Source organism: Stenotrophomonas maltophilia group sp. msm4, from assembly GCF_032025605.1.
Classification (GTDB): Bacteria; Pseudomonadota; Gammaproteobacteria; order Xanthomonadales; family Xanthomonadaceae; genus Stenotrophomonas; species Stenotrophomonas sepilia.
On record NZ_JAVSKK010000002.1, the window covers coordinates 618,704 to 638,489 of the forward strand.

The following is a 19,786-nucleotide window of genomic DNA, read 5'->3' on the forward strand; positions in this document are numbered from 1 at the left end:
TAAGCGGAGTTCAATAGGAGGAGTGCAATGGCTCTCAATCTGTCCCAGAAGCAAGAAGTAGTCGCCGAGCTGGCAGACGTCGCCGCCAAGGCCCACTCCTTGATCGCAGCCGAATACGCTGGCACCACGGTCGCCCAGATGACCGCGATGCGCAAGCAGGCTCGTGAAACCGGTGTTTTCTTGAAGGTTGTCAAGAACACCCTGGCTTCGCGCGCCGTTGAAGGCACCGAGTTCGCAGTCGCCCAGGACCAGATGGTTGGTCCGCTGCTGTACGCGTTCTCGCTCGAGGAGCCCGGCGCTGCCGGTCGCCTGATCAAGGAAGCCGCCAAGGGCAACGACAAGCTGAAGGCTAAGGTCGTCGCCATCGGTGGCGAAGTGTTCCCGGCAAGCCACGTCGAAGTGCTGGCCTCGCTGCCGACCCGCGACCAGGCCCTGGCCATGCTGGCCCGCGTCCTGACCGAGCCGGTCACGATGTTTGCCCGCGCCATCAAGGCCGTTGGCGAGAAGCAGGGGGGCGGCGATGTCGCCGCTGACGCTGCCGAGCCGGCCGCCGAGACCGCCTGAGTTTCGACTTACCGTGGTTCCTGACGGAACCTCAATCCAGAAAATCATCCAAAGGTATTAATCATGTCCCTTACCAACGAACAGATCGTCGACGCCATCGCCGAGAAGTCCCTGATGGAAGTGATGGAGCTGGTCAAGGCCATCGAAGAGAAGTTCGGCGTCTCCGCCGCTGCTCCGGTTGCCGTGGCTGCTGCCGCTGGCCCGGCTGCTGCTGTTGAAGAGCAGACCGAATTCGTCGTCACCCTGAAGACTGCCGGCGAGAAGAAGGTCGAAGTCATCAAGGCCGTCCGCGCCATCACCGGCCTGGGCCTGAAGGAAGCGAAGGACCTGGCCGAAGCCGGCGGCGTCCTGAAGGACAACGCTTCGAAGGAAGAAGCCGAGAAGATGAAGAAGGACCTGGAAGCTGCTGGCGCGACTGTCGAAGTCAAGTAAGCAGTTACCTTGCATCGTCACCGATTCGCGGCGATGCAGCCAAGGCTGGGGGCGTAAGCCCCCGGCCTTTGGTCGTTGTTGCGGTGTTGTAGATCCGCGCCATGCGTGGATGTGAAAAAAGCAGGAAAAAGCCCAACACGGGCTGCAGTCAAACCCCGGCAGGCCAGCGCCGAGCGCGGCAGCGGGGGAGTGGTAGCAGACGAGTTGGCAGTTGGAAGTAGCGGGAGAAGGCGTGCTGGTGCCGGCAATACCAGCGACTTCCAACTGACAATTTCAAGTTCCCTTCGGATCGTGGGCGCACGATCCGCACAACAAGGTGGAAGACCTCATGACGTCCTATTCGTTCACCGAAAAAAAGCGTATCCGCAAGGATTTCGGCAAGCAGCGCTCGATTCTCGAAGTGCCGTTCCTGCTCGCCATCCAGGTGGATTCCTATCGTGAATTCCTGCAGGAAAACGTCGATCCGGCCAAGCGCACGGACCACGGCCTGCACGCTGCGCTGAAGTCGGTCTTCCCGATCGCCAGCTACAGCGGCAACGCTGCCCTGGAATACGTCGGCTACAAGCTGGGCGAACCGGTCTTCGACGAGCGTGAGTGCCGCCAGCGCGGCATGAGCTACGGCGCCCCGCTGCGCGTGACCGTGCGCCTGGTGATCTACGACCGTGAGTCGTCGACCAAGGCCATCAAGTACGTGAAGGAGCAGGAGGTCTATCTGGGCGAAATCCCGCTGATGACCGAGAACGGCACCTTCATCGTCAACGGCACCGAGCGCGTCATCGTCTCCCAGCTGCACCGCTCGCCGGGCGTGTTCTTCGACCACGACCGTGGCAAGACCCACAGCTCGGGCAAGCTGCTGTACAGCGCCCGCATCATTCCCTACCGCGGCTCCTGGCTGGACTTCGAGTTCGACCCGAAGGACGCGCTGTTCACCCGTATCGACCGCCGCCGCAAGCTGCCGGTGTCGATCCTGCTGCGCGCGCTCGGCTACAGCAACGAAGAGATGCTGGCCGAGTTCTTCGAGATCAACACCTTCCACATCAACCCGGATGAAGGCGTCCAGCTGGAGCTGGTGCCGGAGCGCCTGCGTGGCGAGACCCTGGGCTTCGACCTCGCCGACGGCGACAAGGTCATCGTGGAAGCCGGCAAGCGCATCACCGCGCGCCACATCAAGCAGCTGGAAGCCTCGGGCATCGCTGCCCTGGCCGTGCCGGACGACTACATCGTCGGCCGCATCCTGTCGCACGACGTGGTCGATGCCTCGACCGGCGAACTGCTGGCCCAGGCCAACGACGAGATCACGGACGAGCAGCTGCAGGCCTTCCGCAAGGCCGGTGTGGATGCCGTGGGCACCCTGTGGGTGAACGACCTGGATCGTGGCCCGTACCTGTCCAACACCCTGCGTATCGACCCGACCAAGACCCAGCTGGAAGCCCTGGTCGAGATCTACCGCATGATGCGTCCGGGCGAGCCGCCGACCAAGGATGCCGCGCAGAACCTGTTCCACAACCTGTTCTTCACCTTCGAGCGCTACGACCTGTCCGCGGTCGGCCGCATGAAGTTCAACCGTCGCGTGGGCCGCAAGGAAACCACCGGCGAAGCCGTGCTGTACGACAGCAAGTACTTCGGCGAGCGCAACGACGAAGAGTCCAAGCGCCTGGTCGCTGCCCACGGCGAAAGCTCCGACATCCTGGACGTGATCAAGGTCCTGACCGAGATCCGCAACGGTCGCGGCGTGGTCGACGACATCGATCACCTGGGCAACCGTCGCGTGCGTTCGGTCGGCGAAATGGCCGAGAACGTGTTCCGCGTCGGCCTGGTCCGCGTCGAGCGTGCGGTCAAGGAGCGCCTGTCGATGGCCGAATCGGAAGGCCTGACCCCGCAGGAACTGATCAACGCCAAGCCGGTCGCCGCTGCCATCAAGGAGTTCTTCGGCTCCTCGCAGCTGTCGCAGTTCATGGACCAGAACAACCCGCTGTCGGAAGTGACGCACAAGCGTCGCGTCTCGGCCCTGGGCCCGGGTGGCCTGACCCGTGAGCGCGCCGGCTTCGAAGTGCGCGACGTGCACCCGACCCATTACGGCCGCGTCTGCACCATCGAAACCCCGGAAGGCCCGAACATCGGCCTGATCAACTCGCTGGCCGTGTACGCCCGCACCAACAAGTACGGTTTCCTCGAGACCCCGTACCGCAAGGTCGTGGACGGCAAGGTCTATGACGAAGTCGAGTTCCTGTCGGCCATTGAAGAGAACGAGTACGTCATTGCGCAGGCCAACGCGCTGACCGACGCCAAGGGCACCCTGACCGAGCAGTTCGTTCCGTGCCGCTTCCAGGGCGAATCGCTGCTGAAGCCGCCGGCGGAAGTCCACTTCATGGACGTTTCGCCGATGCAGACCGTCTCGATCGCGGCCGCGCTGGTTCCGTTCCTGGAGCACGATGACGCGAACCGCGCACTGATGGGCGCCAACATGCAGCGTCAGGCCGTGCCGACCCTGCGTTCGCAGAAGCCGCTGGTCGGTACCGGCATCGAGCGCGCCGTGGCGCGTGACTCGGGTGTGACCGTGAACGCCCGTCGTGGTGGTGAGATCGTGCAGATCGACGCCGCCCGCATCGTGGTCAAGGTCAATGAGGAAGAGATCGTTGGCGCCACCGACGCCGGCGTGGACATCTACAACCTGGTCAAGTACACCCGGTCGAACCAGAACACCTGCATCAACCAGCGTCCGCTGGTCCAGGTGGGTGACGTCATCGCCCGCGGTGACGTGCTGGCCGACGGTCCGTCCACCGACATCGGCGAGCTGGCCCTGGGCCAGAACATGCTGATCGCGTTCATGCCGTGGAACGGCTACAACTTCGAAGACTCCATCCTGCTCTCCGAGCGCGTGGTGGAAGAGGATCGCTACACCACGATCCACATCGAAGAGCTGACCTGCGTCGCGCGTGACACCAAGCTGGGGCCGGAGGAAATCTCCGCCGACATCCCGAACGTCTCCGAGCAGGCGCTGAACCGCCTGGACGAGAGCGGCGTGGTGTACATCGGTGCCGAAGTGCGCGCCGGCGACATCCTGGTCGGCAAGGTCACCCCGAAGGGCGAAAGCCAGCTGACCCCGGAAGAGAAGCTGCTGCGCGCGATCTTCGGCGAGAAGGCTTCGGACGTTAAGGACAGCTCGCTGCGCGTTCCGCCGGGCATGGACGGCACCGTCATCGACGTGCAGGTCTTCACCCGCGACGGCATCGAGAAGGACAAGCGCGCGCGCCAGATCGAAGAGTCCGAAATCAAGCGCGTCAAGAAGGACTTCGATGACCAGTTCCGCATCCTGGAAGCGGCCATCTACATGCGTCTGCGTTCGCAGATCGTGGGCAAGGTGGTCAATGGTGGTGCTGGCCTGAAGAAGGGTGACGTGATCACCGACGCCTTCCTCGACGGCCTGAAGAAGTCTGACTGGTTCGCCCTGCGCATGAAGGACGAGGACGCCTCGGAAGCCATCGAGCGCGCCCAGAAGCAGATCCAGGCGCACGAGAAGGAATTCGAGCGTCGCTTTGCCGACAAGCGCGGCAAGATCACCGCGGGCGACGACCTCGCCCCGGGCGTGCTGAAGATGGTCAAGGTGTTCCTGGCGGTGAAGCGCCGCATCCAGCCGGGTGACAAGATGGCAGGCCGCCACGGCAACAAGGGTGTGGTGTCCAACGTGGTGCCGGTCGAGGACATGCCGTACATGGCCTCGGGCGAGACCGTGGACATCGTGCTGAACCCGCTGGGCGTGCCGTCGCGTATGAACATCGGCCAGATCCTGGAAGTGCACCTGGGCTGGGCCGCCAAGGGCCTGGGTCGCAAGATCCAGGCGATGCTGGAAGCCCAGGCCGCGGTGGCCGACCTGCGCAAGTTCCTGGACGACATCTACAACCACGACGACACCAACGTGGCCAACCGTGTCGACCTGTCGCAGTTCAGCGACGAGGAACTGCTGCGCCTGGCCCGCAACCTGACCGACGGCGTGCCGATGGCCACCCCGGTCTTCGACGGCGCCACCGAAGCGGAAATCAAGCGCATGCTGGAACTGGCCGACCTGCCGAGCAGTGGCCAGACCCAGCTGTACGACGGCCGCACCGGTGAAGCCTTCGACCGCCATACCACCGTCGGTTACATGCACTACCTGAAGCTGAACCACCTGGTCGACGACAAGATGCACGCCCGTTCGACCGGTCCGTACTCGCTCGTCACCCAGCAGCCGCTGGGCGGCAAGGCGCAGTTCGGCGGCCAGCGCTTCGGTGAAATGGAAGTCTGGGCGCTGGAAGCCTACGGCGCGGCCTACACCCTGCAGGAAATGCTGACGGTGAAGTCCGATGACGTGCAGGGCCGCAACCAGATGTACAAGAACATCGTCGACGGCGAGCACGAGATGGTCGCGGGCATGCCGGAATCCTTCAACGTGCTCGTGAAGGAAATCCGCTCGCTGGCCATCAACATGGAACTGGAAGACAACTGATCCATGCCGGCGCGGCGGGCCGCCGCCGCGCCGCTGGCAGTGAACTGAAAGCCCATCGACACAGCATTCCTCCTTCTGGAGAACACCATGAAAGACCTGCTCAACCTCTTCAACCAGCAGCGCCAGACGCTGGACTTCGACGCGATCAAGATCGCGCTGGCCTCGCCGGACCTGATCCGTTCGTGGTCCTTCGGCGAAGTGAAGAAGCCGGAAACCATCAACTACCGTACCTTCAAGCCGGAACGCGACGGCCTGTTCTGCGCCGCCATCTTCGGCCCGGTGAAGGACTACGAGTGCCTGTGCGGCAAGTACAAGCGCATGAAGCACCGCGGCGTGGTCTGCGAAAAGTGCGGCACCGAAGTGACCCTGGCCAAGGTGCGTCGTGAGCGCATGGGCCACATCGACCTGGCTTCGCCGGTCGCGCACATCTGGTTCCTCAAGTCGCTGCCGTCGCGCATTGGCCTGATGCTGGACATGACCCTGCGCGACATCGAGCGCGTGCTGTACTTCGAAGCGTACGTGGTGACCGAGCCGGGCCTGACCGCCCTGGAGCGCCGCCAGCTGCTGACCGAAGAACAGTACCTGCAGGCCCGCCAGGAGCACGGCGACGACTTCGACGCCGCCATGGGCGCCGAGGCCGTCTACGAACTGCTGCGCACGATCGACCTGCAGTCGGAGATGACCCGCCTGCGCGAGGAGATCGCCGCTACCGGTTCGGAAACCAAGCTCAAGCGCCTCACCAAGCGCATCAAGCTGATCGAAGCCTTCCTGGAATCGGGCAACCGTCCGGAATGGATGGTCATGACCGTGCTGCCGGTGCTGCCGCCGGACCTGCGTCCGCTGGTCCCGCTGGATGGCGGCCGCTTCGCGACCTCCGACCTGAACGACCTGTACCGCCGCGTCATCAACCGCAACAACCGCCTGCGCCGCCTGCTCGAACTGAGCGCGCCGGACATCATCGTGCGCAATGAAAAGCGCATGCTGCAGGAATCGGTCGATGCACTGCTGGACAACGGCCGCCGCGGTCGTGCCATCACCGGCACCAACAAGCGCCCGCTGAAGTCGCTGGCCGACATGATCAAGGGCAAGCAGGGCCGCTTCCGCCAGAACCTGCTCGGCAAGCGCGTCGACTACTCGGGCCGTTCGGTCATCGTGGTCGGCCCGTACCTGCGCCTGCACCAGTGCGGCCTGCCGAAGAAGATGGCGCTTGAGCTGTTCAAGCCGTTCGTCTTCGCCAAGCTGCAGCGTCGTGGCCTGGCCACCACCATCAAGGCCGCCAAGAAGCTGGTCGAGCGCGAAGAAGCCGAAGTCTGGGACATCCTGGAAGAGGTCATCCGCGAGCATCCGGTGATGCTGAACCGTGCGCCGACCCTGCACCGCCTGGGCATCCAGGCGTTCGAGCCGGTACTGATCGAGGGCAAGGCCATCCAGCTGCACCCGCTGGTCTGCACCGCGTTCAACGCCGACTTCGACGGTGACCAGATGGCCGTCCACGTGCCGCTCTCGCTGGAAGCCCAGCTGGAAGCGCGTGCGCTGATGATGTCGACCAACAACATCCTGTCGCCGGCCAACGGCGAGCCGATCATCGTGCCGTCGCAGGACGTCGTGCTGGGTCTGTACTACATGACCCGCTCGCTGGAGAACAAGAAGGGCGAGGGCATGGCCTTCGCCAACATCGCCGAAGTCAAGCGCGCCTACGACAACCGCGTGGTGGAACTGCACGCCAAGGTCAAGGTCCGCATCACCGAGGTGGTGACCGACGAAGACGGCAACAAGCAGAACAAGACCTCGATCGTGGACACCACGATCGGTCGCGCCCTGCTGGCTGAAATCCTGCCGGAAGGCCTGCCGTTCGCGCTGGCCAATGTCGAGCTGACCAAGAAGAACATCAGCCGCCTGATCAACTCCAGCTACCGCCAGCTCGGCCTGAAGGACACGGTCGTGTTCGCCGACAAGCTGATGTACACCGGCTTCGCCTATGCGACCCGCGCCGGCGTCTCGATCGGCATCGACGACATGCTGATCCCGGACGAGAAGAAGGGCATCCTCACCGAGGCCGAAGCCGAAGTGCTGGAAATCCAGGAGCAGTACCAGTCGGGCCTGGTCACCGCCGGCGAGCGCTACAACAAGGTGGTCGACATCTGGTCGCGCACCAACGAGCGCATCGCCAAGGCGATGATGGACACCATCGGTACCGAGAAGGTCGTCAATGCCAAGGGCGAGACCATCGACCAGAAGTCGATGAACTCGCTGTACATCATGGCCGACTCCGGTGCGCGTGGTTCGCAGGCGCAGATCCGTCAGCTGGCCGGCATGCGTGGCCTGATGGCCCGCCCGGACGGCTCGATCATCGAGACGCCCATCAAGGCGAACTTCCGCGAAGGCCTGAACGTGCAGGAGTACTTCAACTCCACCCACGGTGCCCGTAAGGGTCTGGCCGATACCGCGCTGAAGACCGCGAACTCGGGTTACCTGACCCGTCGCCTGGTCGACGTGGCGCAGGACGTGGTGATCACCGAAGTGGATTGCGGTACCACCGAAGGCCTGATCATGACCCCGATCGTGGAAGGCGGCGACGTGGTCGAGCCGCTGAAGGATCGCGTGCTGGGCCGCGTGGTTGCCGAGGACGTGTTCCTGCCGGGCAACGACGAAGATCCGATCGTCACCCGCAACACCCTGCTGGACGAAGCCTGGGTTGCCAAGCTGGAAGATGCCGGCGTGCAGACCATCAAGGTCCGCTCGACCATCTCCTGTGAATCGGCCTTCGGTGTCTGCTCGCGCTGCTACGGCCGCGACCTGGCGCGTGGCCACCTGGTCAACATCGGTGAAGCGGTCGGCGTCATCGCCGCCCAGTCCATCGGTGAGCCGGGTACCCAGCTGACCATGCGTACGTTCCACATCGGTGGTGCGGCGTCGCGAGCTGCTGCGGTCGACAACATCACCGTCAAGACCACCGGCTCGGTCAAGTTCAGCAACCTCAAGTCGGTCGAGCACGCCAACGGCTCGCTGGTGGCGGTGTCGCGCTCGGGCGAAATCTCGGTGCTCGATGCGCACGGCCGTGAGCGTGAGCGTTACAAGCTGCCGTACGGTGCGACCATCACGTCCAAGGACGGTGATGCGATCAAGGCTGGCCAGACCGTGGCCAACTGGGATCCGCATAACCACCCGATCGTGTCGGAAGTGGCCGGCTTCATCCGCTTCATCGACTTCGTCGACGGCGTCACCGTCATCGAGAAGACCGACGAGCTGACCGGCCTGGCCTCGCGCGAAATCACCGATCCGAAGCGTCGTGGTACCCAGGCCAAGGACCTGCGCCCGATCGTGCGCATCGTCGACGCCAAGGGCAACGACCTGTCGATCCCGGGCACCGACCTGCCGGCGCAGTACCTGCTGCCGCCGCGTTCGATCGTCAACCTGCAGGACGGCGCCCCGGTGGGCGTGGGCGACGTCGTCGCCAAGATCCCGCAGGAAGCGTCGAAGACCCGCGACATCACCGGTGGTCTGCCGCGCGTGGCCGACCTGTTCGAAGCGCGCAAGCCGAAGGATCCAGCGGTGCTGGCCGAGCGTTCGGGCATCATCAGCTTCGGCAAGGACACCAAGGGCAAGCAGCGCCTGATCATCAAGGACACTGATGGTTCGGAGCACGAAGAGCTGATCCCGAAGTACCGCCAGGTCATCGTGTTCGAAGGCGAGCATGTCACCAAGGGTGAAACCATCGTGGACGGCGAGCCGAGCCCGCAGGACATCCTGCGCCTGCTGGGTGTCGAGCCGCTGGCTGCCTACCTGGTCAAGGAAATCCAGGACGTGTACCGCCTGCAGGGCGTGAAGATCAACGACAAGCACATCGAGGTGATCACCCGCCAGATGCTGCGCAAGGTCGAGATCACCGACCAGGGCAGCAGCAAGTTCCTGAACGGCGAACAGGTGGAGCGCCAGCGCGTTATCGAGGAGAATGCGCGCCTGTCGACCCGCAACGAACTGCCGGCGCGCTTCGATCCGGTCCTGCTGGGTATCACCAAGGCCTCGCTGGCGACCGAATCGTTCATCTCGGCGGCCTCCTTCCAGGAGACCACCCGAGTGCTGACCGAGGCTGCCGTCCGCGGTACCAAGGACAACCTGCGTGGCCTGAAGGAAAACGTCATCGTCGGCCGCCTGATTCCGGCCGGTACCGGCCTGTCCTACCACAGCAGCCGCCGTCGCGGCGCTTCCGGTCTCACCGACTCGGAAATGCAGACCCTGGCCGGCACCCCGGCTGCGGTCGAGTCCCCGGTGGTTGAAGCCGAAGCTGAACAGGCCTCGGGCGAAGAATGAGGTATCCGGTCCGGCCGCAAGGCCGGACCACCCCGTCGGTCCATCGATGGGATTGGGAAAGGGCAGGGGAGATCGTCCGCGATCGACCCAGCCAACCTGAACGGGGTACATGGAGGCCCCCCAGTAACGTCCCGGGATCAGGGACGGGCTTGACAGGAGGCGTTTGACTGCTTTCCTTGCAGGTTGCTACAATCGTCTGTCTCAGCAGGCCAAAATTTCGGCCTGCTTTAACATTTCCGCATCTCTGGCCGGATTTTCCGGCCACCAATCAGAAGAACCTACTGATGGCGACGATCAACCAGCTGGTCCGCAAGCCGCGGCAAGCGACCACCTACAAGAGTGCCTCGCCGGCGCTCGACAAGTGCCCGCAGCGCCGTGGCGTCTGCACCCGTGTCTACACCACCACTCCGAAGAAGCCGAACTCGGCTCTGCGCAAGGTTGCCAAGGTCCGCCTGACCAACCAGGAAGAAGTGATTTCCTACATCGGTGGTGAAGGCCACAACCTGCAGGAGCACTCCGTGGTCCTGATCCGCGGCGGTCGCGTCAAGGACCTGCCGGGTGTGCGTTACCACACCGTTCGTGGCTCGCTCGACGCCGCCGGCGTTGCCAAGCGTCGCCAGGCCCGTTCCAAGTACGGCGCCAAGCGTCCGAAGGCATAAGGAGAGAGCACTATGTCGCGTAAGGGTAATACTCCGCAGCGTTCCGTCCTGCCCGATCCGAAGCACGGAAGCGAAACCATCGCCCGTTTCATCAACATGGTCATGCAGAGCGGCAAGAAGTCCGTCGCCGAAAAGATCGTGTACGGCGCCATGGACGTGATCACCGAGAAGAACAGCAGCGCCAACGCCATTGAACTGGTGCAGAAGGCTCTGGACAACGTCGCTCCGGCGGTCGAAGTCAAGTCGCGCCGCGTCGGTGGTGCCACCTACCAGGTGCCGGTCGAAGTGCGTTCGTCGCGCAAGATGGCCCTGGCCATGCGCTGGCTGATCGACTCCGCGCGCAAGCGTGGTGAGAACACCATGCCGAAGAAGCTGGCTGCTGAACTGATCGACGCCTCGGAAAACCGCGGCGGCGCCATCAAGAAGCGCGAAGAAACCCACCGCATGGCCGAAGCCAACAAGGCATTCGCGCACTACCGCTGGTGAGTTTGACGGCCTTGTAAAACAGGCAGGGCAGCACCACTTCGGTGCGTGCTGCCTCGCGGTCCCAGAAGGACTGCGCCAATCCGAAGGCCGCCGAAAGGCGGCGTTCGGCCATCCGAAATCCAAGAAATCTGAGAGGCTCCCGTGGCCCGTTCCACTCCCATCGAGCGTTACCGTAACTTCGGCATCATGGCTCACATCGATGCCGGCAAGACCACCACGTCCGAGCGCATCCTGTTCTACACCGGCAAGAGCCACAAGATCGGTGAAGTGCACGACGGCGCCGCCACCATGGACTGGATGGAGCAGGAGCAGGAGCGTGGCATCACGATCCAGTCCGCTGCCACCACCGCGTTCTGGAAGGGCATGGACAAGTCCCTGCCGGAGCACCGCTTCAACATCATCGACACCCCCGGGCACGTCGACTTCACCATCGAAGTGGAGCGTTCGCTGCGCGTGCTCGACGGTGCCGTCTTCGTCCTGTGCGCCGTCGGTGGCGTGCAGCCGCAGTCGGAAACCGTGTGGCGCCAGGCAAACAAGTACCACGTGCCGCGCATCGCGTTCGTCAACAAGATGGACCGCACCGGTGCCAACTTCCAGAAGGTCGTCGGCCAGCTGAAGGCCAAGCTGGGTGCGGTTGCCGTGCCGATGCAGCTGCCGATCGGCGCTGAAGACAACTTCAAGGGCGTCGTCGACCTGCTGAAGATGAAGGCCATCCACTGGGATGAAGCTTCGCAGGGCATGAAGTTCGAATACAGCGACATCCCGGCCGAACTGCAGGGCCCGGCTGAAGAGGCTCGCCAGTTCATGGTCGAGACCGCTGCCGAAGCCAGCGAAGAGCTGATGGAAAAGTACCTGGGCGGCGAAGAGCTGGCCGAGGCTGAAATCATCAACGCCCTGCGTACCCGCACCCTGGCCACCGAGATCGTGCCGATGTACTGCGGCTCGGCCTTCAAGAACAAGGGCGTGCAGGCCATGCTGGACGGCGTGATCCAGCTGCTGCCGTCGCCGGTCGACGTGCCGGACGTGAAGGGCGTGGACGTTGACGACGACACCGTCGAAATGACCCGCAAGTCGGACGACAAGGCTCCGTTCTCGTCGCTGGCCTTCAAGATCATCACCGACCCGTTCGTCGGCGCGCTGACCTTCTTCCGTGTCTACTCGGGCACCCTGAACGGTGGCGACACCGTGCTGAACTCGGTGAAGGGCAAGAAGGAGCGCATCGGCCGCATCCTGCAGATGCACTCGAACAACCGCGAGGAAATCAAGGAAGTTCTGGCTGGTGACATCGCCGCTGCCGTGGGCCTGAAGGACACCACCACCGGTGACACCCTGTGCGCCGTGGACGCCCCGATCATCCTGGAGCGCATGACGTTCCCGGAGCCGGTGATCTCGATGGCCGTCGAGCCGAAGACCAAGTCGGACCAGGAAAAGATGGGCTTGGCCCTGGGCCGCCTGGCGCAGGAAGATCCGTCGTTCCGCGTCAAGACCGACGAAGAATCCGGCCAGACCATCATCTCGGGCATGGGCGAGCTGCACCTGGACATCATCGTTGACCGCCTGAAGCGCGAGTTCAACGTTGAAGCCAACGTCGGCGCGCCGCAGGTGGCCTACCGCGAAACCATCACCCTGGCCGACGTCAAGTCGGACTACAAGCACGCCAAGCAGTCCGGTGGTAAGGGTCAGTACGGTCACGTCGTGATCGAGCTGTCGCCGATCACCGCTGCCGACCGTGCCGATCCGAAGATCGCTCCGATGATCAAGGACGACTTCCTGTTCATCAACGACATCACCGGCGGCGTGATCCCGAAGGAATTCATCCCGTCGGTCGAGAAGGGCCTGCGCGAAACCATCACCAGCGGCCCGCTGGCTGGCTTCCCGGTCGTGGACGTCAAGGTGAAGCTGGTGTTCGGTTCGTACCACGACGTCGACTCCTCGGAAATGGCGTTCAAGCTGGCTTCGTCGATGGCCTTCAAGCAGGGCTTCGCCAAGGCCAAGCCGGTGCTGCTGGAGCCGATCATGAAGGTCGAGATCGTGACCCCGGAGGATTACCAGGGTGACGTGATGGGCGACGTCAGCCGTCGTCGCGGCGTGCTGCAGGGTTCCGACACCACCGGTGACGGTTCGGCCAGCATCATCAACGCGATGATCCCGCTGGGTGAAATGTTCGGCTACGCCACTGCGCTGCGTTCGCAGACCCAGGGCCGCGCCACCTTCACCATGGAATTCGATCACTACGAGCCGGCTCCGAGCAACATCGCCGAAGCCGTCATGAAGAAGGGCTGAGCCTCGCTCAGCCTCTCTTGAAACCACTTACGAACAATCAAGGTATAGAACAATGGCAAAGGGTAAGTTCGAACGCACCAAGCCGCACGTCAACGTCGGCACCATCGGTCACGTCGACCACGGCAAGACCACGCTGACCGCCGCACTGACCAAGATCGGTGCCGAGCGCTTCGGTGGCGAGTTCAAGGACTACTCCTCGATCGACGCCGCGCCGGAAGAAAAGGCGCGTGGCATCACGATCTCGACCGCGCACGTCGAATACGAATCCCCGACCCGTCACTACGCCCACGTTGACTGCCCGGGCCACGCTGACTACGTCAAGAACATGATCACCGGTGCCGCCCAGATGGACGGCGCGATCCTGGTGTGCTCGGCCGCTGACGGCCCGATGCCGCAGACCCGTGAGCACATCCTGCTGTCGCGCCAGGTCGGCGTGCCGTACATCGTCGTGTTCCTGAACAAGGCCGACATGGTGGACGACGCCGAGCTGCTCGAGCTGGTCGAGATGGAAGTGCGCGAGCTGCTGAGCAAGTACGAGTTCCCGGGCGACGACACCCCGATCATCGCCGGTTCGGCCCGTCTGGCGCTGGAAGGCGACCAGAGCGACATCGGCGTGCCGGCCATCCTGAAGCTGGTCGACGCGCTGGACAGCTGGATTCCGGAGCCGGAGCGTGCGATCGACAAGCCGTTCCTGATGCCGGTGGAAGACGTGTTCTCGATCTCGGGCCGCGGCACCGTGGTGACCGGTCGTATCGAGCGCGGCGTGATCAAGGTTGGCGACGAAATCGAAATCGTCGGCATCCGTCCGGTGCAGAAGACCACCGTGACCGGCGTTGAAATGTTCCGCAAGCTGCTGGACCAGGGTCAGGCAGGCGACAACGCTGGCCTGCTGCTGCGCGGCACCAAGCGTGACGACGTCGAGCGTGGCCAGGTGCTGGCCAAGCCGGGCACGATCAAGCCGCACACCAAGTTCGAAGGCGAAGTGTACGTCCTGTCGAAGGACGAGGGCGGCCGCCACACCCCGTTCTTCAACGGCTACCGTCCGCAGTTCTACTTCCGCACCACCGACATCACCGGTGCCGCCAAGCTGCCGGAAGGCGTCGAAATGGTGATGCCGGGTGACAACGTCAAGATGGAAGTCACCCTGATCAACCCGGTGGCCATGGACGAAGGCCTGCGCTTCGCCATCCGCGAAGGCGGTCGTACCGTCGGCGCCGGCGTGGTCTCGAAGATCATCGAGTAATCTGGTAGTATCTGCGCCCCGATGTTGCCTGGGTAGGGCATCGGGGCGTATCAAATGGGAAAGCAGGCACAGGATGTGCCTTGTGTTCCCCGGACCAGGAAGGGTCAATGCCATTCAGGCGGCGTCAACAGGTGACTGTTGACAGCTGCCTTGCGTGCCATTATGCTTCTACGTCTGGGCAGGCCGGGTAACTGGTCTGCCTACGTTTTTGAGGTCCACGGATTGACCTTGGCGGCCTGCAGGACTGCGGGCCGTCCGTATTCAGGAATTTCATGGGGCAAAGCAACCCAGAGGCTTTGTCTGTCGCTCTTTTAACGAAGGAACCTACCGCCATGGCGGACCAAAAGATCCGGATCCGGCTGAAAGCGTTCGATCATCGTCTGATCGACCGTTCGGCCAGCGAGATCGTTGAAACGGCAAAGCGGACCGGCGCGCAAGTGCGTGGCCCGATCCCGCTGCCGACCAAGATCGAGCGTTACACCGTTCTCGTTTCCCCGCACGTCGACAAGGACGCGCGTGACCAGTACGAGACCCGCACGCACAAGCGCGTGCTCGATATCGTTGACCCGAATGACAAGACCGTGGACGCGCTGATGAAGCTCGAACTGGCTGCCGGCGTCGACGTTCAGATCAAGCTGACCTGAGGACTACGACCATGACGAAGAAGTATTCGTTGGGCTTCGTGGGCCGCAAGGCCGGCATGAGCCGCGTGTTCACTGAAGATGGCCGCTCCATCCCGGTGACCCTGATCGAAGCAACCCCGAACCGCATCGCGCAGATCAAGACCGTCGAAACCGACGGCTACAGCGCCGTGCAGGTGACCGTCGGCGCGCGTCGCGCTGCCCTGGTCAACAAGCCGGAAGCCGGCCACTTCGCCAAGGCGAAGGTGGAAGCGGGTCGTGGCCTGTGGGAATTCCGCGTTGAAGACGCGCAGCTCGGCGATTTCGCCGTTGGCGGCGAAGTCAAGGCGGACATCTTCGAAGTCGGCCAGATCGTCGACGTCCAGGGTGTCACCAAGGGTAAGGGCTTCCAGGGCACCATCAAGCGCCACAACTTCCGTATGGGCGATGCAACCCACGGTAACTCGCTGTCGCATCGCGCGCCGGGTTCGCTGGGTCAGCGCCAGACCCCGGGTCGCGTTTTCCCGGGCAAGAAGATGTCGGGCCACATGGGCGCGGTGCAGCAGAGCACCCAGAACCTGGAAGTGGTCAAGGTCGACGTCGAGCGCGGTCTGATCGCGGTTCGCGGCGCCGTTCCGGGCGCGGCGGGTGGCGATGTGATCGTCCGTCCGGCGAGCAAGGCATAAGGAGAGATGACGATGGAACTCGTTATCACGGGTAGCAACAACAAGGTCTCGGTCTCCGAAGCCGTGTTCGGTCGCGATTTCAGCGAAGATCTGGTCCACCAGGTCGTCGTTGCTTACCGCAACGCCGGTCGCGCCGGCACCAAGGCACAGAAGACTCGCTCCGAAGTGGCTGGTACCACCAAGAAGTCGAAGAAGCAGAAGGGCGGCGGCGCGCGTCATGGCGCACTGACGGCTCCGATCTTCGTCGGCGGCGGTGTCACCTTCGCGGCCAAGCCGCGCAGCTTCGAGCAGAAGGTCAATCGCAAGCAGTACCGTGCCGCCATGTGCGCGATCCTGTCCGAGCTGAACCGTCAGGGCCGTCTGACCATCGTGGAGGCCTTCGACGTCGAAGCCACCAGCACGAAGGGTCTGATCGCCAAGCTGGCCGGCCTGGAAGTGGGCAAGCGCCCGCTGATCGTCACCGAGGAAGCGTCCGAGCACCTGTACCTGTCCGCCCGCAATCTGCCGTACGTGCAGGTGCGTGACGTGCAGGGTCTGGACCCGGTCTCGCTGGTGGGTGCCGACACGGTCGTCATCACCGCTGACGCGGTCAAGAAGGTCGAGGAGTGGCTGGCATGAACAGCAACGAAAAAATCTTCAGCGTGCTGCGTGCCCCGCGTGTCTCGGAAAAGACCGCGCGCCTGCAGGAACTCTCCAATCAGTATGTCTTCGAAGTTTCGAACGAAGCCACCAAGGCCGATGTAAAGGCCGCGGTTGAGCAGCTGTTCGACGTCAAGGTCGAAGCCGTCAACGTGGTCAACGTCAAGGGCAAGAACAAGTCCTTCCGTAACCGTGCTGGCCGCCGCGGCGATTGGCGCAAGGCGTACGTTCGCCTGGCCGACGGCCAGTCGATCGATGTAACGGCCAAGGCCTGAGGTACATCCCATGCCATTGATGAAATTCAAGCCCACCTCCCCCGGCCGCCGTTCGGCCGTGCGCGTGGTCACCCCCGACCTGCACAAGGGTGCTCCGCACGCCGCGCTGGTCGAGTCGCAGAGCCGCTCGGGTGGTCGTAACCACCACGGTCGCATCACCGTGCGTCACGTCGGTGGTGGTGCCAAGCAGCACTACCGCATCATCGACTTCAAGCGCAACAAGCTGGGCATCCCGGCGCGCGTGGAACGCATCGAATACGATCCGAACCGCACCGCCCACATCGCTCTGCTGTGCTACGTCGACGGTGAGCGTCGCTACATCATCGCCCCGAAGGGCCTGAAGGCTGGTGATCAGGTGATCGCTGGTTCGGACGCCCCGATCAAGGCCGGCAACACCCTGCCGCTGCGCAACATCCCGGTCGGCACCACCATCCACTGCATCGAACTGAAGCCGGGCAAGGGCGCTCAGATCGCTCGTGCCGCTGGTGCGGCCGTGCAGCTGGTGGCTCGTGAAGGCATCTACGCCACCCTGCGCCTGCGCTCGGGTGAAATGCGCAAGGTTCCGGTCGAGTGCTGCGCCACCATCGGCGAAGTCGGCAACGACGAGCACAGCCTGGAAAAGCTGGGCAAGGCCGGTGCCAAGCGTTGGCGCGGCGTCCGCCCGACCGTTCGTGGTGCTGCCATGAACCCGGTTGACCACCCGCACGGTGGTGGTGAGGCCAAGGCCGGCCAGGGTAACCCGCATCCGGTCACCCCGTGGGGTGTCCCGACCAAGGGTTACAAGACGCGCCATAACAAGCGCACTCAGCAGTTCATCGTCCGCGATCGTAGGGGCTAATCGACCATGGCACGTTCACTCAAGAAGGGCCCGTTCGTCGATCACCACCTCGTCAAGAAGGTGGAGGCCGCTGCGGGCAGCAAGAAGCCGATCAAGACCTGGTCGCGCCGTTCGATGATCCTGCCTGACATGGTAGGCATCACCATTGCCGTGCATAACGGCAAGAACCACATCCCGGTTCTCGTCAACGAGAACATGGTCGGCCACAAGCTCGGCGAATTTGCCATCACCCGGACCTTCAAGGGTCACGGTGGTGACAAGAAGTCGGGCAAGTAAGGAGAGATGACAATGGAAGCGAAAGCCATCCTGCGCACTGCGCGCATCTCCCCGCAGAAGGCTCGTCTGGTCGCTGACCAGGTGCGCGGTCTGCCGGCCGAACGTGCGGTCAACCTGCTGAAGTTCTCGGACAAGAAGGCTGCCCACCTGATCAAGAAGGTGGTGGAGTCGGCAATTGCCAACGCCGAGAACAACCAGGGCGCCGACGTCGACGAGCTGAAGGTTCAGACCATCATGGTTGATGAAGGTCCGACCCTGAAGCGTTTCATGGCGCGGGCGAAAGGCCGCGGTACCCGCATCCTCAAGCGCACCAGCCACATCACTGTGGTTGTGGGCGCCGCCAAGTAAGCGGATAAGGAAAAGACCATGGGTCATAAAGTTCATCCGATTGGTATCCGCCTCGGCATTTCCAAGGACTGGAACTCCAAGTGGTACGCCAACAAGGCCGAGTTCGCCGGTTACCTGGCAGCCGACCTGAAAGTGCGCGACATGCTGCGCAAGAAGCTGGCTCAGGCCGGCATCAGCAAGATCCTGATCGAGCGTCCGGCCAAGACCGCTCGCGTGACGATCCACACCGCCCGTCCGGGCGTGGTGATCGGCAAGCGCGGTGAGGACATCGAGAAGCTGCGCAAGGAAGTGAGCGAGATGATGGGCGTCCCGGCGCACATCAACGTCACCGAAGTGCGCAAGCCGGAACTGGACGCGCAGCTCGTTGCCGAGTCGATCGCCCAGCAGCTGGAGCGTCGCATCATGTTCCGCCGTGCAATGAAGCGCTCGGTCGGCAACGCGATGCGCCTGGGTGCCCTGGGCATCAAGGTCAACGTCGGTGGCCGCCTCAACGGTGCAGAAATCGCCCGTTCGGAGTGGTACCGCGAAGGCCGCGTGCCGCTGCACACCCTGCGTGCCGACATCGACTATGGCTTCGCTGAAGCCAAGACGACCTACGGCATCATCGGCATCAAGGTCTGGATCTACAAGGGCGAGGTCTTCGATTTCTCCCAGGTTGGCCAGGAAAAGCAGGACGACACCCCGTCGCGCAACGATCGTCACGATCGCGGCGACCGTGGTGACCGTCAGCGCCCGGCCCGTGAAGCGAGGTAACGACAATGTTGCAACCCAAGCGAACCAAGTACCGCAAGGTACACAAGGGCCGTAACGATGGCCTGAGCTGGAGCGCCAACGCTGTCAGCTTCGGCGAATACGGCCTGAAGGCAACCGCACACGGTCAGCTGACCGCGCGCCAGATCGAAGCGGCCCGCCGCTCGATCAGCCGCTACGTCAAGCGCGGCGGCAAGATGTGGATCCGCGTGTTCCCCGACAAGCCCATCACCAAGAAGCCCATCGAAGTCCGAATGGGTTCGGGTAAGGGTAACGTGGAATACTGGGTGGCCCAGATCCAGCCCGGCCGCATGATCTATGAAATCGAGGGTGTTTCCGAGGAAGTGGCTCGCGAGGCGTTCCGCCTGGCCGCCGCCAAGCTCTCGGTCACCACCACTTTCGTGACCCGTACGGTGCGCTGATGGATATCAAAACTCTCCGTGAAAAGTCGGCTGACGAACTCAAGGCCCACCTGATCGACCTGCGTAAGGAACAGTTCTCTGTCCGTATGCAGCAGGTCACCGGCCAGCTGCCGAAGACCCACGACATTCGCCGGGTCCGTCGCGAGATTGCTCGCGTCAAGACCCTGCTCGGCAGCACGAAGTAAGGATGGCCGCTATGAGCGACAATACTGAAAAGAAGACGCTGCGCACGGTCGAAGGCCGTGTCGTCAGCAACAAGATGGACAAGACGGTTACCGTCCTGGTTGAGCGTCAGGTCAAGCACGCGCTGTACGGCAAGTACATCAAGCGCTCGACCAAGCTGCACGCCCACGATGCCGACAACGCCTGCAAGGAAGGCGACGTCGTCCGCGTGACCGAGATTGCTCCGATGTCCAAGACCAAGAACTGGCGCGTGGTGGAAGTCATCACGCGTGCGGCTGAATAAGGAGT

At 63.3% G+C, this 19,786-nt stretch carries 19 protein-coding genes; all 19 read left to right on the forward strand.

The window, feature by feature from the left end; genetic code table 11:
• Positions 1-27: 27 nt before the first annotated feature.
• The 19 genes from rplJ to rpsQ all read left to right on the forward strand — a co-directional run bounded on the left by rplJ (position 28) and on the right by rpsQ (position 19,781).
• Positions 28-564 carry a 50S ribosomal protein L10 gene (gene rplJ / locus ROV93_RS11940; protein WP_010480377.1) on the forward strand — a complete coding sequence of 179 codons (537 nt, stop codon included), beginning with the start codon at positions 28-30 and terminating at the stop codon, positions 562-564.
• A gap of 63 nt (positions 565-627) precedes the next feature.
• Entirely contained in the window at positions 628-996 is a 369-nt protein-coding gene (gene rplL / locus ROV93_RS11945; protein WP_005415408.1) for a 50S ribosomal protein L7/L12, read from the forward strand.
• Between the two features lie 328 nt (positions 997-1,324).
• Positions 1,325-5,479 carry a DNA-directed RNA polymerase subunit beta gene (rpoB, locus tag ROV93_RS11950; RefSeq protein WP_005415409.1) on the forward strand — a complete coding sequence of 1,385 codons (4,155 nt, stop codon included), beginning with the start codon at positions 1,325-1,327 and terminating at the stop codon, positions 5,477-5,479.
• Positions 5,480-5,566: 87 nt separating this feature from the next.
• Positions 5,567-9,790, forward strand: coding sequence for a DNA-directed RNA polymerase subunit beta' (rpoC, locus tag ROV93_RS11955; RefSeq protein WP_061480645.1), 4,224 nt, complete (start codon positions 5,567-5,569; stop codon positions 9,788-9,790).
• A gap of 284 nt (positions 9,791-10,074) precedes the next feature.
• Positions 10,075-10,449 (forward strand): 30S ribosomal protein S12, encoded by a 375-nt coding sequence (gene rpsL, locus ROV93_RS11960; RefSeq protein WP_004145320.1) that lies wholly within the window; start codon positions 10,075-10,077, stop codon positions 10,447-10,449.
• Between the two features lie 12 nt (positions 10,450-10,461).
• The gene (gene rpsG, locus ROV93_RS11965) at positions 10,462-10,935 is read left to right on the forward strand and encodes a 30S ribosomal protein S7 (RefSeq protein ID WP_004145321.1); all 474 of its coding nucleotides are present in this window, start codon (positions 10,462-10,464) and stop codon (positions 10,933-10,935) included.
• Between the two features lie 141 nt (positions 10,936-11,076).
• On the forward strand, positions 11,077-13,218 hold the full coding sequence (gene fusA / locus ROV93_RS11970) for an elongation factor G (protein ID WP_072167920.1): 2,142 nt from the start codon (positions 11,077-11,079) through the stop codon (positions 13,216-13,218).
• Between the two features lie 52 nt (positions 13,219-13,270).
• The gene (tuf, locus tag ROV93_RS11975; RefSeq protein ID WP_065178958.1) at positions 13,271-14,461 is read left to right on the forward strand and encodes an elongation factor Tu; all 1,191 of its coding nucleotides are present in this window, start codon (positions 13,271-13,273) and stop codon (positions 14,459-14,461) included.
• A 332-nt stretch (positions 14,462-14,793) separates the two neighbouring features.
• On the forward strand, positions 14,794-15,105 hold the full coding sequence (gene rpsJ, locus ROV93_RS11980) for a 30S ribosomal protein S10 (protein WP_005408208.1): 312 nt from the start codon (positions 14,794-14,796) through the stop codon (positions 15,103-15,105).
• 11 nt (positions 15,106-15,116) lie between these two features.
• Entirely contained in the window at positions 15,117-15,767 is a 651-nt protein-coding gene (gene rplC / locus ROV93_RS11985; protein ID WP_004145336.1) for a 50S ribosomal protein L3, read from the forward strand.
• Between the two features lie 12 nt (positions 15,768-15,779).
• On the forward strand, positions 15,780-16,385 hold the full coding sequence (rplD, locus tag ROV93_RS11990) for a 50S ribosomal protein L4 (protein WP_005415412.1): 606 nt from the start codon (positions 15,780-15,782) through the stop codon (positions 16,383-16,385).
• Complete coding sequence (gene rplW / locus ROV93_RS11995) at positions 16,382-16,681, forward strand: 50S ribosomal protein L23 (RefSeq protein ID WP_004145338.1); 300 nt, start codon at positions 16,382-16,384, stop codon at positions 16,679-16,681. Before rplD ends, rplW begins: the two co-directional genes overlap by 4 nt.
• A gap of 10 nt (positions 16,682-16,691) precedes the next feature.
• A complete protein-coding gene (gene rplB, locus ROV93_RS12000; protein WP_004145339.1) occupies positions 16,692-17,519 on the forward strand; it encodes a 50S ribosomal protein L2 in 828 nt (275 codons plus the stop codon).
• Between the two features lie 6 nt (positions 17,520-17,525).
• A complete protein-coding gene (rpsS, locus tag ROV93_RS12005; RefSeq protein WP_005415413.1) occupies positions 17,526-17,795 on the forward strand; it encodes a 30S ribosomal protein S19 in 270 nt (89 codons plus the stop codon).
• Positions 17,796-17,807: 12 nt separating this feature from the next.
• On the forward strand, positions 17,808-18,143 hold the full coding sequence (rplV, locus tag ROV93_RS12010) for a 50S ribosomal protein L22 (RefSeq protein WP_004145348.1): 336 nt from the start codon (positions 17,808-17,810) through the stop codon (positions 18,141-18,143).
• An 18-nt stretch (positions 18,144-18,161) separates the two neighbouring features.
• Complete coding sequence (gene rpsC, locus ROV93_RS12015) at positions 18,162-18,896, forward strand: 30S ribosomal protein S3 (protein ID WP_005415414.1); 735 nt, start codon at positions 18,162-18,164, stop codon at positions 18,894-18,896.
• Between the two features lie 5 nt (positions 18,897-18,901).
• Positions 18,902-19,315 (forward strand): 50S ribosomal protein L16, encoded by a 414-nt coding sequence (gene rplP, locus ROV93_RS12020; protein WP_004154486.1) that lies wholly within the window; start codon positions 18,902-18,904, stop codon positions 19,313-19,315.
• Entirely contained in the window at positions 19,315-19,500 is a 186-nt protein-coding gene (gene rpmC, locus ROV93_RS12025; protein WP_004154487.1) for a 50S ribosomal protein L29, read from the forward strand. The genes rplP and rpmC overlap by 1 nt, the downstream gene beginning before the upstream one ends.
• A gap of 11 nt (positions 19,501-19,511) precedes the next feature.
• A complete protein-coding gene (rpsQ, locus tag ROV93_RS12030) occupies positions 19,512-19,781 on the forward strand; it encodes a 30S ribosomal protein S17 (protein WP_004154489.1) in 270 nt (89 codons plus the stop codon).
• Positions 19,782-19,786 lie beyond the last annotated feature (5 nt).

Bases quoted from the DNA above. Each gene is read 5' to 3' on its own strand.
- rplJ (WP_010480377.1), top strand. From the start codon at position 28: ATGGCTCTCAATCTGTCCCAGAAGCAAGAAGTAGTCGCCGAGCTGGCA.
- rplL (WP_005415408.1), top strand. From the start codon at position 628: ATGTCCCTTACCAACGAACAGATCGTCGACGCCATCGCCGAGAAGTCC.
- rpoB (WP_005415409.1), top strand. From the start codon at position 1,325: ATGACGTCCTATTCGTTCACCGAAAAAAAGCGTATCCGCAAGGATTTC.
- rpoC (WP_061480645.1), top strand. From the start codon at position 5,567: ATGAAAGACCTGCTCAACCTCTTCAACCAGCAGCGCCAGACGCTGGAC.
- rpsL (WP_004145320.1), top strand. From the start codon at position 10,075: ATGGCGACGATCAACCAGCTGGTCCGCAAGCCGCGGCAAGCGACCACC.
- rpsG (WP_004145321.1), top strand. From the start codon at position 10,462: ATGTCGCGTAAGGGTAATACTCCGCAGCGTTCCGTCCTGCCCGATCCG.
- tuf (WP_065178958.1), top strand. From the start codon at position 13,271: ATGGCAAAGGGTAAGTTCGAACGCACCAAGCCGCACGTCAACGTCGGC.
- rpsJ (WP_005408208.1), top strand. From the start codon at position 14,794: ATGGCGGACCAAAAGATCCGGATCCGGCTGAAAGCGTTCGATCATCGT.
- rplC (WP_004145336.1), top strand. From the start codon at position 15,117: ATGACGAAGAAGTATTCGTTGGGCTTCGTGGGCCGCAAGGCCGGCATG.
- rplD (WP_005415412.1), top strand. From the start codon at position 15,780: ATGGAACTCGTTATCACGGGTAGCAACAACAAGGTCTCGGTCTCCGAA.
- rplW (WP_004145338.1), top strand. From the start codon at position 16,382: ATGAACAGCAACGAAAAAATCTTCAGCGTGCTGCGTGCCCCGCGTGTC.
- rplB (WP_004145339.1), top strand. From the start codon at position 16,692: ATGCCATTGATGAAATTCAAGCCCACCTCCCCCGGCCGCCGTTCGGCC.
- rpsS (WP_005415413.1), top strand. From the start codon at position 17,526: ATGGCACGTTCACTCAAGAAGGGCCCGTTCGTCGATCACCACCTCGTC.
- rplV (WP_004145348.1), top strand. From the start codon at position 17,808: ATGGAAGCGAAAGCCATCCTGCGCACTGCGCGCATCTCCCCGCAGAAG.
- rpsC (WP_005415414.1), top strand. From the start codon at position 18,162: ATGGGTCATAAAGTTCATCCGATTGGTATCCGCCTCGGCATTTCCAAG.
- rplP (WP_004154486.1), top strand. From the start codon at position 18,902: ATGTTGCAACCCAAGCGAACCAAGTACCGCAAGGTACACAAGGGCCGT.
- rpmC (WP_004154487.1), top strand. From the start codon at position 19,315: ATGGATATCAAAACTCTCCGTGAAAAGTCGGCTGACGAACTCAAGGCC.
- rpsQ (WP_004154489.1), top strand. From the start codon at position 19,512: ATGAGCGACAATACTGAAAAGAAGACGCTGCGCACGGTCGAAGGCCGT.